Origin of the sequence: Parerythrobacter aurantius (assembly GCF_045291475.1) — a bacterium.
In the GTDB taxonomy this organism is placed as follows: domain Bacteria; phylum Pseudomonadota; class Alphaproteobacteria; order Sphingomonadales; family Sphingomonadaceae; genus Parerythrobacter; species Parerythrobacter aurantius.
The window spans coordinates 2,514,398-2,528,441 of record NZ_CP147985.1; the positions used below are offsets into that span (position 1 = coordinate 2,514,398).

12 protein-coding genes are annotated in these 14,044 nt (G+C 63.9%); 5 read left to right on the forward strand and 7 right to left on the reverse strand.

Annotated elements, in window-relative coordinates; translation table 11 throughout:
- Position 1 precedes the first annotated feature (1 nt).
- From WAB17_RS12515 to carA, 5 genes are all read right to left on the reverse strand, one after another.
- A complete protein-coding gene (locus WAB17_RS12515; RefSeq protein WP_435417676.1) occupies positions 2–295 on the reverse strand; it encodes a hypothetical protein in 294 nt (97 codons plus the stop codon).
- 18 nt (positions 296–313) lie between these two features.
- Positions 314–781, reverse strand: coding sequence for a transcription elongation factor GreA (gene greA / locus WAB17_RS12520; protein ID WP_435417677.1), 468 nt, complete (start codon positions 779–781; stop codon positions 314–316).
- A 119-nt stretch (positions 782–900) separates the two neighbouring features.
- Positions 901–4,230 (reverse strand): carbamoyl-phosphate synthase large subunit, encoded by a 3,330-nt coding sequence (carB, locus tag WAB17_RS12525; protein ID WP_435417678.1) that lies wholly within the window; start codon positions 4,228–4,230, stop codon positions 901–903.
- Positions 4,230–4,709, reverse strand: coding sequence for a hypothetical protein (locus WAB17_RS12530; protein ID WP_435417679.1), 480 nt, complete (start codon positions 4,707–4,709; stop codon positions 4,230–4,232). Before WAB17_RS12530 ends, carB begins: the two co-directional genes overlap by 1 nt.
- Entirely contained in the window at positions 4,706–5,887 is a 1,182-nt protein-coding gene (gene carA, locus WAB17_RS12535) for a glutamine-hydrolyzing carbamoyl-phosphate synthase small subunit (protein WP_435417680.1), read from the reverse strand. The genes WAB17_RS12530 and carA overlap by 4 nt, the downstream gene beginning before the upstream one ends.
- Positions 5,888–6,024: 137 nt before the next feature.
- On the opposite strand from carA, the gene WAB17_RS12540 reads away from it, so the two are divergent.
- From WAB17_RS12540 to rpoD, 3 genes are read left to right on the forward strand one after another with little or no spacing between them, the layout of a single operon-like run.
- Positions 6,025–6,477 carry a GatB/YqeY domain-containing protein gene (locus tag WAB17_RS12540; RefSeq protein WP_435417681.1) on the forward strand — a complete coding sequence of 151 codons (453 nt, stop codon included), beginning with the start codon at positions 6,025–6,027 and terminating at the stop codon, positions 6,475–6,477.
- Between the two features lie 12 nt (positions 6,478–6,489).
- On the forward strand, positions 6,490–8,382 hold the full coding sequence (gene dnaG, locus WAB17_RS12545) for a DNA primase (RefSeq protein WP_435417682.1): 1,893 nt from the start codon (positions 6,490–6,492) through the stop codon (positions 8,380–8,382).
- Between the two features lie 10 nt (positions 8,383–8,392).
- Positions 8,393–10,444: an RNA polymerase sigma factor RpoD gene (gene rpoD, locus WAB17_RS12550; protein WP_435417683.1), complete on the forward strand. Its 2,052-nt coding sequence runs from the start codon at positions 8,393–8,395 to the stop codon at positions 10,442–10,444.
- 7 nt (positions 10,445–10,451) lie between these two features.
- Here the strand turns inward: rpoD and WAB17_RS12555 are convergent, their stop codons facing one another.
- A complete protein-coding gene (locus WAB17_RS12555) occupies positions 10,452–10,898 on the reverse strand; it encodes an N-acetyltransferase family protein (protein ID WP_435417684.1) in 447 nt (148 codons plus the stop codon).
- Positions 10,899–11,138: 240 nt separating this feature from the next.
- Between WAB17_RS12555 and WAB17_RS12560 the strand changes: the two genes are divergently transcribed.
- Positions 11,139–11,762, forward strand: coding sequence for an AAA family ATPase (locus WAB17_RS12560; protein ID WP_435417685.1), 624 nt, complete (start codon positions 11,139–11,141; stop codon positions 11,760–11,762).
- Between the two features lie 3 nt (positions 11,763–11,765).
- Here WAB17_RS12560 and WAB17_RS12565 read toward each other — a convergent pair whose 3' ends face one another.
- Entirely contained in the window at positions 11,766–13,439 is a 1,674-nt protein-coding gene (locus WAB17_RS12565; RefSeq protein ID WP_435417686.1) for a M20/M25/M40 family metallo-hydrolase, read from the reverse strand.
- 166 nt (positions 13,440–13,605) lie between these two features.
- Here WAB17_RS12565 and rpiB point away from each other — a divergent pair, with 166 nt between their 5' ends.
- Positions 13,606–14,043, forward strand: coding sequence for a ribose 5-phosphate isomerase B (gene rpiB, locus WAB17_RS12570; RefSeq protein WP_435419388.1), 438 nt, complete (start codon positions 13,606–13,608; stop codon positions 14,041–14,043).
- Position 14,044 lies beyond the last annotated feature (1 nt).

The following is a 14,044-nucleotide window of genomic DNA, read 5'->3' on the forward strand; positions in this document are numbered from 1 at the left end:
GCTAGCGCGACCGGAGCGCTGCGAAAACGCCGACAGCGGTCGCGATCACGATGGCACCTGCCAGCCTGCTGCGCCTGAAGCCCTTGCGGCGGTCCCAGGCCTGTTCGTCCAGGTACCAGCGGTCGCGACCGGCAGGACGGAGAACCTCGCTGCCTTTCAACCGGTCGAATGCGCGCCTTTCCGGCAGTCCGGCTGAGGCTTGATAGGGAATGGCGTCGGCCGCGCTGACCGCGCGGACGGACAGGAAATGCTCGACGATCCGGCGTTCCGCTTTCGCTTTAACCGGAACTGCCATTCCGCAAGCCCTTTCGGATCAGATGAATTCGATCTTGTCGACGAGGTAGAACTTGTCGCCCGACGGCACCGTCACCTCGATATCCTCGCCGACAGTCTTGCCGATCAACGCGCGGCCGATAGGCGAGTTATAGGAGATGCGTCCCTTGCTGGCATCGGCCTCGGTCTGGCCGACGATCTGGTAGCGGACCGGCTTGTCGTCTTCGTCGAGCAGGGTCACGGTGGCGCCGAAGACGATCCGGTCGCCAGAAAGGGTCGTCGGATCGATGATCTGCGCCCGGCTGACGCGGTCCTCGATGTCGGCGATCTGCGCCTCGATCTGGCCCTGGCGTTCCTTGGCCGCGTGATATTCGGCATTTTCCGACAGGTCGCCATGCGCCCGTGCTTCCTCGATCGCATCGACGATCTTGGGTCGTTCCGCCCGCAGCGCCTTGAGATCGGCGGTCAGCCGCTCGTAGCCTTCTGCCAGCATCGGCACCTTTTCCATTCCGGTCCCCGTTTCTTTCGTTGTTGGCCCTGCCCCACCACGGGCTACCGTCAATTCGACCCTTTGCCGCGCTTTGTTACGCGCGGACCAGCGAGCCGAACTGTGGGGGAGGAGCTTTGTTAGTCCGCGCTATAATAGTCTTGCAGCGAGCGTACTTCAAGCTTGCTCGCATTCGTGGTCGCAATCGCCTGCGCCACGGCGAGGCTGGCGGGCGCCGTGGTGTAGTACGGGAGCTTGGCTTCCAGTGCGCTGGCGCGGATCGACTTGCTGTCCGCGAGGCTCTGCCAGCCTTCGGTGGTGTTGAAGATCAGGTCCACCTCGCCATCGATGATGGCGTCGACGATATGCGGCTGGCCCTGCGCCACCTTGTTGACCCGCTCCACCGGGATGCCCTGCTCCGCGAGATAATCGTGCGTGCCGCCGGTGGCGATGATGCGGAAGCCCTGCTCGACCAGCGTCCTGACCGCCGGGACAATGACCGGCTTGTCGCTGTCCTTGACCGACACGAACAGCGTGCCGCTTTCGGGCAGCGCCATGCCGACGCCGAGCTGTGACTTGAGGAAAGCCTCGGGGAATGCCCTGTCGATGCCCATCACCTCGCCGGTCGATTTCATTTCCGGCGACAGCACGGGGTCGGCACCGGGGAAGCGCGCAAAGGGGAAAACCGCCTCCTTCACCGCCATGTGATCGGGGCGCAGGTTGAACGGCTCGAAATCGGCAAGCTTCTGCCCGGCCATGACGAGGCTGGCGATCTTCGCGATCGGTCGGCCGATTGCCTTGGCGACGAAGGGCACGGTGCGCGAGGCGCGCGGGTTGACCTCGATCAGGTAGACCGCACCGTCCTTGACCGCGAACTGCACGTTCATCAGGCCGACCACCTTGAGCGCGATGGCCAGTTCCTTCGCCTGCCGCTCCATTTCGGCAATGATGTCGTCCGGCAGGCTGTAGGGCGGCAGGGTGCAGGCGCTGTCGCCCGAGTGGACCCCGGCTTCCTCGATATGCTGCATCACGCCGGCAATGCGGACCTCCGCGCCATCGGAGACGACGTCCACGTCGCATTCGATTGCGTCGCGCAAGTACTGGTCGACCAGCACCGGGCTGTCGCCCGACACGTTGACGGCGGTCTTGATGTAGTCGTCGAGCTGCGCGAGGCTGTCCACGATCTCCATCGCCCGGCCACCGAGGACATAGGAAGGGCGCAGCAGCACCGGGTAGCCGATGCGCGCTGCCACGGCGGCTGCCTCGTCGCGGCTGTAGGCGATGCCGTTGTCGGGCTGCTTGAGCTTGAGCTTGTTGACCAGCTTGGCGAAACGCTCGCGGTCTTCGGCAAGGTCGATGGCGTCGGGTGAAGTGCCGAGGATCGGGATGCCGGCGTCTTCCAGCGCCTGCGCCAGCTTCAAGGGTGTCTGCCCGCCGAACTGGACGATCACGCCGACGAGCTCGCCCGATTGCTGCTCGACCCGCAGGATTTCCAGCACGTCCTCCGCCGTCAGCGGCTCGAAATAGAGCCGGTCGGAGGTGTCGTAATCGGTCGAGACAGTTTCCGGGTTGCAGTTGACCATGATCGTCTCGAACCCGGCCTCGCTCAGCGCGAAACAGGCGTGGACGCAGCAATAGTCGAACTCGATCCCCTGCCCGATCCGGTTGGGTCCGCCGCCGAGGATGACGATCTTGCGGCGGTCCGACGGCATGGCCTCGTTCTCGGGCTCGCCGAAGGTCGGGGCCTCGTAGGTCGAGTACATGTAGGGCGTGATCGCCTCGAACTCGGCGGCGCAGCTGTCGATGCGCTTGAAGACCGGGTGCACGCCCAGCTTGTGCCGCAGCTCGCACACTTCCTTCTGGCTGGTCGCCCCGGCCATGACCTTGAGCGCATCGTGCAGCAGGCCGCTGCGGCGCGCCTGCGTTTCGGCGAGGCCGCCTGCTACCCCGACCGATCGCACCGCCAGCGTTGCGAGCCGCTTGTCGGAAAAGCCCATCGCCTTCAGCCGCCGCAGCCCCGCCGCATCCTGCGGCAGGCCATTGGCGCCGATGTCCTTCTCGGCATCGATGATCGCCTCGATCTGGCGCAGGAACCACGGATCGTAGCTGGTGACCGCGTGCACTTCCTCGACGCTCAACCCTTCGCGGAAGGCCTGGGCGACCTTGAGCAACCGGTCGGGCGTCCGCTTGCTGAGCGAGGCGGTGATGGTGTCCTTGCCCACACCCTCCAGCTCGACCACGCGGTTGAAGCCGTCGAGATCGGTTTCCAGCCCGCGCAGCGCCTTCTGCATCGATTCCTGGAAATTGCGCCCGATCGCCATGACTTCGCCGACCGACTTCATCGCGGTGGCGAGGTTGTTTTCCGCGCCCTTGAACTTCTCGAAGGCGAAGCGCGGGATCTTTGTTACGACATAGTCGATGGTCGGCTCGAAGCTGGCAGGCGTCGCGCCGGTGATCTCGTTGGTGATCTCGTCGAGCGTGTAGCCGACCGCCAGCTTGGCCGCGACGCGGGCGATGGGGAAGCCGGTCGCCTTGGACGCCAGCGCGGAGGAGCGGCTGACGCGCGGGTTCATCTCGATCACGATCAGGCGGCCGTCCCTGGGGTTGACCGCGAACTGGACGTTGGAGCCGCCCGTCTCGACCCCGATCTCGCGCAGCACAGCGATGCTGGCGTTGCGCATGATCTGGTATTCCTTGTCGGTCAGCGTCAACGCCGGGGCGACAGTGATGCTGTCACCCGTATGGACGCCCATCGGATCGACGTTCTCGATGCTGCAGATGATGATCGCGTTGTCCTTGCGGTCGCGCACCACCTCCATCTCGAACTCTTTCCAGCCGAGCAGTGATTCCTCGATCAGCACTTCGGTGGTGGGCGAGGCGGCAAGCCCTTCGCGCACGATCCGCTCGAATTCGGCCTTGTTGTAGGCGATCCCGCCGCCAGTGCCGCCCAAGGTGAAGCTGGGGCGGATGATCGAGGGCAGGCCGGTGGTCTCCAGCACCGCGAACGCCTCTTCCACCGTATGCGCCACGCCGCTGCGCGCGCTTTCGAGGCCGATCTTGTCCATCGCCTCGCGGAAGCGCTGGCGGTTCTCGGCCTTGTCGATGGCGTCGGCCTTGGCCCCGATCATCTCGACCCCGTATTCGGCGAGCACGCCCATCTCGTCGAGCTTCAGCGCGCAGTTCAGCGCGGTCTGCCCGCCCATCGTCGGCAGCAGCGCGTCGGGGCGTTCCTTGGCGATGATCTTGGCGACGATTTCGGGCGTAATCGGCTCGATATAGGTCGCATCCGCCATCTCCGGATCGGTCATGATCGTGGCCGGGTTGGAGTTGACGAGGATGACCCGATAGCCCTCCTCGCGCAAAGCCTTGATCGCCTGCGTGCCGGAATAGTCGAACTCGCACGCCTGCCCGATGATGATCGGGCCGGCGCCGATAACGAGGATGGAGGAGATGTCAGTGCGTTTGGGCATTAATCAAGCCGCTTTCGGTCAGGATTATTCTCGAGATCTTCGAAATCTGATCGGTCGATTTTGCTCGTGTGGAGAGAGGGATCGTTTCCGGTACCCACGTTGAAATGCCTTGAGGTAGCTTTCAGGAAACACTCCACGACTGCGCGATCGTTCTGCGTCGAATGTGTTACAACGTGTGTGCTGTGCGACCAGACCGCGAGAAATTGCGGTTCAACAGCTCCACAACTTTCCAACAGGGCCGTTACCTCCCGCCGGGGACCAGATGATTCTGACGCCTCGCCCCGAAAGCGCCCGACGCCGCCTCGAACACCGTCTGGGAATTCGAAGATCAAATAACGCGTGGAATCACTCATTTTTTGCTTCGATGTCGTATCAGCAATTTCGTCACTTCCGCGTTTAATCGCCGGGCCATTTTCATCTTCTGACTGACTACAAGACAGAAGTGCACATGCCGCAATGATGGACAGAATATATTTCACCCCAACATCCCCACAAACTTCTCGAACAGGTAGAAGCTGTCCTGCGGCCCCGGGCTCGCCTCCGGGTGATACTGCACCCCGAAAGCTTTCTTGCCGGTGATGCTGATCCCGCAGTTGCTGCCGTCGAACAGCGAGACATGGGTCTGCTCCACACCCGCCGGCAGGGTGCCCGCATCGACCGCGAAGCCGTGGTTCATGCTGGTGATCTCGACAAGGCCGGAGGTCTCGCCCCAACCCTCGCCCACCCGCTGGACCGGGTGGTTCGCGCCGCGGTGGCCCTGGTGCATTTTGACCGTCTTCGCGCCCGCCGCCAGCGCCAGCATCTGGTGGCCGAGGCAGATGCCGAACAGCGGGATATCGCGATCGAGCAGCGCCTTGATCACCGGCACCGCATACTCACCCGTCGCCGCCGGATCGCCCGGCCCGTTGGAGAGGAACACGCCCGCCGGTTCCAGCGCGAGGATATCCTCGAGGCTGGTCCGCGCCGGGACCACCGTCACCTTGGCCCCCGCTTTCACCAGGTTGCGGAAGATATTGTCCTTTGCGCCGTAATCGATCGCCACGACATGCGGCTTGTCGTGCCAGTCGGCCCGGCCATAGCCGTGGCCCAAACGCCAGTAACCGCCGCCCCAGTTCTCCTGATGCTCGCGGCTGACCTTCTGGGCGAGGTCCATTCCCTCCAGCCCCGGCCAGTCCTGCGCCCGCTTGAGCAAGGCGGCGAGATCGAACTTGCCGTCCGCCGCATGGGCGATCACGGCGTTGGGCGCGCCGTTGAGGCGGATGAAGCGGGTCAGCGCACGGGTGTCGATCCCGGCAAGGCCGATCTTGCCGTTCGCCTCCATCCACCGGGTGAAATGTTCGGCACTGCGGAAATTGCTCGGCAGGGTCACATCCTCGCGCACCACGCAGCCGAGGGCACTCGCGACCTTGCTCTCGACATCCTCGGCATTGGTGCCGACATTGCCGATATGGGGGAAGGTGAAGGTCACCACCTGCCCGGCGTAGGAGGGATCGGTCATCACCTCCTGATAGCCGGTCATGCTGGTGTTGAAGCACACCTCGCCCACCGCGCTGCCTTCCGCGCCGAAGCCCTTGCCCCACAGGGCAGTGCCGTCGCTCAGGAGCAGGAGTCCCGTCGCACCTTTGGGTTGCGCAGGCGTAATGTCGGCGGTGGCCATGGGGCTCTCCGAGTCAGGGGTTTTCCGGCGATGTCGCTAAGCGTCGGTCGCTAGGGGCACCCTCCCCTTGCGTCAAGGGCCGTGCGGGGCCAATTGGGGGGCAATCCCGAAAACTCCGGAAAATCACAGGACGAACCATGTTGAGAGACGACATCAAGGCCGCCACCGTCACTGCCATGAAGGCTGGCGACAAGGACCGCACCGCCGCGCTGCGGCTGATCGGCGCCAAGATCAAGGACCGCGATATCGAGATGCGCACCTCGTCGAAGGAAATCGCCGACGACGACCTGGTGGTGGACGTGCTGCAGAAAATGGCCAAGCAGCGCCGCGAATCGATCCAGATGTTCGAGGACGGCGGTCGGCAGGAACTCGCCGACAAGGAAAAGGGCGAACTGGCCGTGATCGAGGAATTCCTCCCCGCGATGCTGAGCGAGGCGGACACATTGGCCGCGATCGAGGCGATCAAGACCGAGCTCGGCGCCTCGACGCCCAAGGACATGGGCCGCGTCATGGCCGAGCTGAAGGCCCGCCACGGTTCACAACTCGACATGAGCAAGGCGAGCGGGCTGGTGAAGGCGGCGCTTTCCTAATACGGTCGGGTGATGCTCTCACCCCAATGGCTTGACGAACTCCGCGCACGGGTGACGCTCTCCAGCGTCATCATGCGCACGGTCAAGCTGCAGCGGGCTGGCCGGGAATGGAAGGCGTGCTGCCCGTTCCACAACGAGAAAAGCCCGAGCTTCACGGTCAACGACGCCAAGGGGTTCTACCACTGTTTCGGGTGCGGCGCGCATGGCGACGTCATCCGCTGGATGACCGATCAGCGGGGCCTGCAGTTCATGGATGCGGTGAAGGAACTCGCGGCCGAGGCGGGGCTCGAAGTCCCCGCCGCCGATCCGCGTGCCGCGCAGCAGGCCAAGAAACGCGCCAGCCTGATCGACGTGACCGAAGCGGCGCAGCAGTGGTTCGTCCGCCAGCTGCAGGGCACCGAAGGAACGAGAGCGCGGGAATACCTCGCCTCGCGGGGGTTCTCGGACAGCGTCGTGCGCGAATTCGGGTTCGGCTATGCGCCTGAGGGGCGGCAGGCACTCAAAGGGGGGCTTGCGCAGTTCGACGAGGCAATGCTGGTCGAGGCCGGCATGCGGATCGAGACAGATCAGGGCGACCACTACGACCGATTCCGCGAACGGCTTATGCTGCCGATCCAGGACACGCGCGGGCGGGTGATCGCTTTCGGTGGGCGCATTCTCGACAAGCGGGACGGTGTCGCCAAGTACCTCAATTCGCCCGACACCCCGCTATTCGACAAGGGTCGCACGCTCTACAATTTGCACCGCGCGGGACCGGCCAGTCGCCAGAGCGGCCGGATGGTGGTGGTCGAGGGCTACATGGACGTGATCGCCCTCGCCAATGCGGGGATTGCCGATGCGGTCGCCCCGCTCGGTACTGCGCTGACCGAGCGGCAGATCGAGCTGCTGTGGCGCATGGTCGAACGGCCCATCCTGTGTTTCGACGGCGACGCTGCCGGCCAGCGCGCAGCCATGCGCGCGATCCAGCGCGCCCTGCCATTGCTCCGCCCGGCCCATTCGCTTGCTATCGTCAGCCTTCCCTCCGGTCTCGATCCGGACGACCTGTTGAAGCAGCGCGGTGCAAAGGCGATGGAGGAACTTCTCGCCAGCCCAGACAGCCTGCTCGAGACGCTGTGGCGGTTCGAGCGCGATGCGCAGCCGCTGGGCAGCCCCGAGGCCAAGGCAGGGCTCAAGGCACGGCTCAATGCGCATGTGGAAACCATTGCCGACCCCGACATCAAGGTACTTTACCGACGTGAATTGATGGACCGATTTTCCGCTTTCGCCTTTCCCCAGCGCGAACGCACGGCCTGGAAGCCGGGTGGTTTCCGCAAGGGGGCACCACACCCTCCCAAGGCTGATCCGGCCGCAATCCGCCGCCTCCAGAAACTCGCCAGCGGTGGCGGGCGCGACCGGCTCGCCAGCGCGGTTGTGGCCGGGCTGATCCGGTTTCCCGACCAGATCGACCGGCACGCCGATGCGCTGTCCGAAGCTGCCGAACGTGACGGGAAAGTCGCAAACCTCGTCAATCCGCTGCTCGACATGGCGGAAATGCTTGAACATGGCGGCGCATCGCCCATATCTGGCGACACAGGCCCCTCGGCCGCCCCGGATAAATCCCGTTTCGCCTTCCTGTCGGAAGCAACAGATCCGGAGGCTGCGCGCGAAGACCTGGCCGAAGCCGTATCGTTGCTGGTCGAAAGGCCTGCGCTGGAGGCTGCGCTTGCCGCAGCGACCGCGCGGTTCGAGATCGACCCCGAAGGCGCTTTCGCAGAGCAGCAACGGCTGCTCAAACGAAAGCTGGAATTCGAGGCGCGACTCGGCCAAATGGCGCAATTGAGGGCTGCACGCCGCACCAAGCGGACGCAGCCGGAAACGGGACATTCGCCGCAGCCGGAGCCGGCAGGCGACAAGGAAACGGACTGAAACGGAAATTATGGCGTCCGAAGCAAACAGCGCACAGAATGACGATGCACCGCTGATCGACCTCAACGAGGCTTCGATCAAGAAGCTGATCGCCAAGGCCAAGCGTCGCGGTTACATCACCTATGACGAACTGAACGAGGCACTGCCCTCGGGCGAAATGAGCCCCGACCAGATCGAGGACATCCAGACCGCCATCAGCGAGATGGGCGTGCAAATCGTCGAAAGCGACGAGGACGCCGAGGAAGGCGAACAGGACGAAAACGACGTCGACGAAATCGCCTCCGACGGGGACGATGACGACGAGGACGACGATAGCCCCAAGAAAGAGGCGCGGAAGGCGACCGCGGCCAAGAAGACCGCGACCGGCGACCGCACCGACGATCCGGTGCGGATGTACCTGCGCGAGATGGGCGCCGTCGAACTGCTCAGCCGCGAAGGCGAGATCGCCATCGCCAAGCGGATCGAGGCCGGCCGCGACACGATGATCATCGGGCTGTGTGAAAGCCCGATCACCTTCCACGCCATCATCCAGTGGTCGGAAGCGCTCAACAACGAGGAAATGCAGCTGCGCGAGATCCTCGATCTCGATGCCATGCTGTCCAAGGAGCCCCCCGTCGACAAGATGGAGGAAGGCGCCGAGGATGACGACGACGGCGAAATCTCCGAAGAGACCGCAGGTCCCACGATCCGCGACGACGACGAGATCGAGGAAGAGGAAGAAGAGGGCGCCGACGAGGACGAGGACGGCGAAGACGGCGAACGCAAGCGGCGCGACGACGACGATGAGGAAGACAACACCATGTCCCTCGCGCAGATGGAGGCCGCGCTCAAGCCCGAAGCCCTCGAACGGTTCGCACGCATTACCGACCTGTTCTCCAAGTTCGAAAAACTCCAGGCCGAGCGGGTCGAGACGCTTGCCGCCGGCAATGCCTTCCCCCCGGCCAAGGAAAAGAAATACGAACAGCTGCGCGAAGATCTCACCGCCGAGGTCGAAAGCGTCCAGTTCCACGCGACCAAGATCGAATTCCTGGTCGACAACCTCTACGCGTTCAACCGCCGCCTGACCGCGCTCGGCGGTCAGATGCTGCGCCTGGCCGAACGCCACAAGGTGAAGCGCGCCGACTTCCTCGGCAGCTACATCGGCAATGAGCTCGACGAAGACTTCTTCAAGGAAAAGGCCGCCAAGGACAAGAAATGGGCCGCCTTTGCCGAGAAGGAAGCCGACGCGATCGAGCGCATCCGCGTGGAAATCGCCGATATCGCCAGCCAGACCGGCATGTCGCTTCCCGAGTTCCGCCGCATCGTCAACATGGTCCAGAAGGGGGAGCGCGAGGCGCGCATCGCCAAGAAGGAAATGGTCGAGGCGAACCTGCGGCTCGTGATCTCGATCGCCAAGAAATACACCAACCGCGGCCTGCAATTCCTTGATCTCATTCAGGAAGGCAACATCGGCCTGATGAAGGCGGTCGACAAGTTCGAGTATCGCCGCGGCTACAAGTTCAGCACCTATGCCACCTGGTGGATCCGGCAGGCGATCACCCGCTCGATCGCCGACCAGGCGCGCACCATCCGCATCCCGGTCCACATGATCGAGACGATCAACAAGCTGGTCCGCACCAGCCGCCAGTTCCTCCACGAACAGGGCCGCGAACCGACGCCGGAGGAAATGGCCGAGCGTCTTTCCATGCCGCTCGAAAAGGTGCGCAAGGTGATGAAGATCGCCAAGGAGCCGATCAGCCTCGAAACGCCGATCGGCGACGAGGAAGATTCGCATCTGGGCGATTTCATCGAGGACAAGAACGCGATCATCCCGGTCGATGCCGCGATCCAGGCTAACCTCAAGGAAACCGTCACGCGCGTGCTGGCCTCGCTCACCCCGCGTGAGGAACGCGTGCTGCGTATGCGGTTCGGCATCGGCATGAACACCGATCACACGCTCGAAGAAGTCGGGCAGCAGTTCTCGGTCACCCGCGAACGCATCCGGCAGATCGAGGCGAAGGCGCTCCGCAAATTGAAGCACCCGAGCCGTAGCCGCAAGATGCGCTCGTTCCTCGATCAGTAGTCTGGGTTCAAAGCCTCGTCGTCCACCACTGCGATGCGACGGCGAGGCCAGCCTTTACCAGCACGGCATTTTTCAAATCGTCGGCCGCGGGGCTGACGACTATCAATTGCTCCCAGCCTGATTCCTCGGCCTTCTGCCTGATCGCGGCAAGAAGGGTTCTGCCGATATCATCCCACCGCGCGTCGTCCGCGACACCAAAATCGTCGAGTGTTCCCGTCTTGCCCGGCGCGTAGACCGGTGGTGCGGGTGTGTCGTATGCCAGAGCAAACCCGGCCACTTCATTGTGCACCTCGGCGACCAGAAAAATCGTCCCGTCCTTCTCGACCTGAGTTCCGAGAAAGAATGTCGACATCGTTGCAGCACCTGTCGCCGGTTGCCAGAATTGCGGTGACCAGCGGGCGAGCTTTTCCCGATATGCGCTCAGGATCGTGACGATTGCCGGAATGTCCGCCATTGTCGCCCGCCTGATAGTGGGGTTTGTCCCCGACGGCTTCGATGAAGGCATATTGCAGCTCCCGACCAAAATGCTTGCGCCAAGCAATGCAAGAACGTCGCGTCTCTGGCTGGAAACAAGCATCTCGATATCTTCCACAAGGTGCCCGGGAAGCGCCAGCCCAGCTTGATAAACTGGCAAATCCGGTCGATAGAAGTAGCCGGAGAGGCCATCTACGAATTTGCTGAGGGGTCTGTTTCCATGTCCGTCATCGCCATTATCAGCCAGAAGGGCGGGTCCGGCAAGACCACCCTCGCCCTGCACCTTGCCGCCAGCGCGACACAAGCAAAGCGGCCGGCCTGCATCGTCGATACCGATCCGCAGGCGACAGCGTCCGCTTGGGGCGACTGGCGCGGCGATTTCCTGCCAATCGTCGTCACCAGCCCGCCGGCGAGGCTCGCCAAAACCATCGAGCGAGCCCGCAGCCAGGACGATATCGAGGTCGTGATAATCGACACCCCGCCCCATGCCGAAGCGGCCATGCGCGAGGCGATCAAGGCGGCCGATCTGGTACTTATCCCGTCACGCCCGCGTGCTTTCGACCTCCATGCTCTGGAGGGTGTCGCCGACATGCTAAGCAATGCCGCTACGCCCGCCTTCGTGGTGTTCAATGCGGTGCCCGGCGGGGCTACCCGGCAGGTGGCCGATGCGTCGGAGGCCGCGAAGGCGCACGGTCTCGAGGTATGTCCCGTAACTTTCGGGGAACGCGCCGATTTTCATAAATCCTCGGCCAAGGGCGAGGTGGCATCCGAGATTGATGCCGATGGCAAGGCGGCAAAGGAAGCGAAGAAATTGTGGAAGTGGGTGGCGAAACAGCTGGGCTGACGCTCAACCCGGCTTGAGCGGCTCGTACACCGCCACCGTGGGCGGAACGGGATCGAAACGCACATACAGCGCCACCACCACTGCGGCGAGCATCAGGGCTGCGGCAAGCCAGCGCCATTTCGGCACCCCCTGCCACAGGGGAAGCCACATCAGCATGGCCAGGGCCATAAGAACGGTTGTGACCCAGGGCATGCTCGGGCCGACACCCTGCATGGCGAAAAAGCCCAGCGCGAGCAGGTAACCGGTCACTACCGCAGCGATTGCCGCGCATGCGCCCTCGCCCGCGAGCTTGCTTCCCAAAGTCCGGATTGCTTCGCCCAGTCCTGCCAGCATTACGGGTATGACCAGGAAATACGCCGCTGTCGGGGCAAGCGCCTGCATGGCGACAGCCAGCAGGATGAGCGGGATTGCCGCTCCGACCCGGCTCGCAAATCCGCTTCGCCTTTGCCCGAAGATCGCGATCGCGATGCCCGTCAAGGCGAGCAGCACCATGGCGATGAGCTTGGGAATGGCGGCCAGACGGTCGTAATATCCCGCGCCTGTCCCCGCACCGGATATCCAGTTGAGGGCGAAGAGCGCGATCCCGCCCAGCAACAGCAACGCCGTCATCCTTGAAGCGCCGGCCACGACGCTTCCCGAACGCTGCTTCCGGCGGGTCCATGCCGCCGCATAGGCCGCCGCGCCGACCAGCAGCATGACCCACCCCCATCCCGGGGCATAGACCACGACGAATTCGCCGAAGACATCGAAGAACACGGCGTCATGCGACTGGGGGGGTAACGGCTTCGGCGAAACCATCGCGCTCGTCAGCTCGAAGACATTGCCGAGCATCTGGTGGATCGAGCCGCGATCGACATTTTCGGGGATCGACAGCGGCGAATGGTACAGGCCGGACCGGCCGATGAAGGCGATGTTGTAGGCGGCATAACCGCCGCGCTCCAGCGCCGGGGAGAGGTCGGTATCGTTGGGCAGGACGGAATAGACGAAGGCGGACAGCGACGAGGTTGAGGGATGGCTGACCTCGCGGGCATAGAGCCGGGCTATCCCGGCATTGCCCGGCGAAGTCTGGAACATGTTGGCGATGCCGCCACCCCCCCGGGCCTCGACGTTGATGATGGCCCCGATCCTTCCTGCCAGAGAGTGCTTTGCATAGAAATCGCGCGCACCGTTGAGCCCCAGTTCCTCGGCATCGGTCAGGATAACCACGATGTCGCGCGCTTGCGGTCCCCTTGCCGTGATTGCCCGGACCGTTTCCAGGATGACCGCCACCCCGGTCGCATCGTCCGCCGCGCCGGGCGAACCCCAGACGCTGTCGTAATGCGCCATGAGCGCCACGGCCGGGAGCTCGCGATCCTTGCCCGGCAATGTGGCGATGATGTTGACAAATTCGGTCAGTCCGGAGGATTTTTGGCCGTCCCAGTGATCGAGCTTGTCCTGCGCCCGCCGGTCGATCGTGCCCGTGGTCGTCTCCACCGTCAGCCCCATCTTCTCCAGCTCGGCAACGAGATAGGCGCGCACCCGTGCATTCGCCGCGCTGCCGGTCGGGTGCGGCTCCTTCGCGATCTCCTCGATATGGGCAAAGGCGCGGCTTGCCGACGGTTCGGCGGGATTGCCGCTGGGCGTGGCCGTCGGCTCCGGCGGTGTCGTCGCCATGATGGCCAGAACCAGCGCCGCCACCAATGCGCTGCCCAACCACAACCACCTTGCTGCCATTCGATGTCCCTTCCTTGTGGGCACATGGGACGCCAGCCTGCCCGTGCTGTCAATAACCGCTATCCCCCGCCCGTCGAAAAGCTTCGCCGCAGGGGTGGAGAGAATCGCCGCCCTCGCCTATGGGGCCGCCATGCGTATCGCTATCGCCTCGGACCATGCCGCCCTCGCCCTCAAGGCGGAGTTGCGTGAATGGTTGATCGAACAGGGCCACGAGGTCGCCGATCTCGGGCCGGACAGCCCCGACAGCGTCGATTATCCGGATTTCGGATACAAGCTGGCCAGCGTCGTCGCGGATGGTACTGCGACGCGCGGGATTGCCCTGTGCGGCAGCGGGATCGGTATTTCGATCTCGGTCAACCGCAATCCGGCCGTCCGCTGCGCGCTGGTGTCAGAGCCGCTCTCAGCCGCACTGGCCCGCGAGCACAATGACGCAAACGTCCTCGCCATGGGCGCACGCCTGACCGGCAGCGACATGGCCAAGGCTTGTGTCACGGCCTTTCTCGAAACCGACTTTGCCGGCGGCCGTCACCAGCGCCGCGTCGACAAGCTTTCCAATCCTGAGGTCTGAT

What these genes read in the sequence shown, in the direction of transcription:
- dnaG (WP_435417682.1), top strand. Translation starts at nt 6,490, where the DNA reads ATGCTCTCACCCCAATGGCTTGACGAACTCCGCGCACGGGTGACGCTC.
- carA (WP_435417680.1), bottom strand. Translation starts at nt 5,887, where the DNA reads ATGGCCACCGCCGACATTACGCCTGCGCAACCCAAAGGTGCGACGGGA.
- rpoD (WP_435417683.1), top strand. Translation starts at nt 8,393, where the DNA reads ATGGCGTCCGAAGCAAACAGCGCACAGAATGACGATGCACCGCTGATC.
- WAB17_RS12555 (WP_435417684.1), bottom strand. Translation starts at nt 10,898, where the DNA reads ATGGCGGACATTCCGGCAATCGTCACGATCCTGAGCGCATATCGGGAA.
- WAB17_RS12560 (WP_435417685.1), top strand. Translation starts at nt 11,139, where the DNA reads ATGTCCGTCATCGCCATTATCAGCCAGAAGGGCGGGTCCGGCAAGACC.
- carB (WP_435417678.1), bottom strand. Translation starts at nt 4,230, where the DNA reads ATGCCCAAACGCACTGACATCTCCTCCATCCTCGTTATCGGCGCCGGC.
- greA (WP_435417677.1), bottom strand. Translation starts at nt 781, where the DNA reads ATGGAAAAGGTGCCGATGCTGGCAGAAGGCTACGAGCGGCTGACCGCC.
- WAB17_RS12515 (WP_435417676.1), bottom strand. Translation starts at nt 295, where the DNA reads ATGGCAGTTCCGGTTAAAGCGAAAGCGGAACGCCGGATCGTCGAGCAT.
- rpiB (WP_435419388.1), top strand. Translation starts at nt 13,606, where the DNA reads ATGCGTATCGCTATCGCCTCGGACCATGCCGCCCTCGCCCTCAAGGCG.
- WAB17_RS12540 (WP_435417681.1), top strand. Translation starts at nt 6,025, where the DNA reads ATGTTGAGAGACGACATCAAGGCCGCCACCGTCACTGCCATGAAGGCT.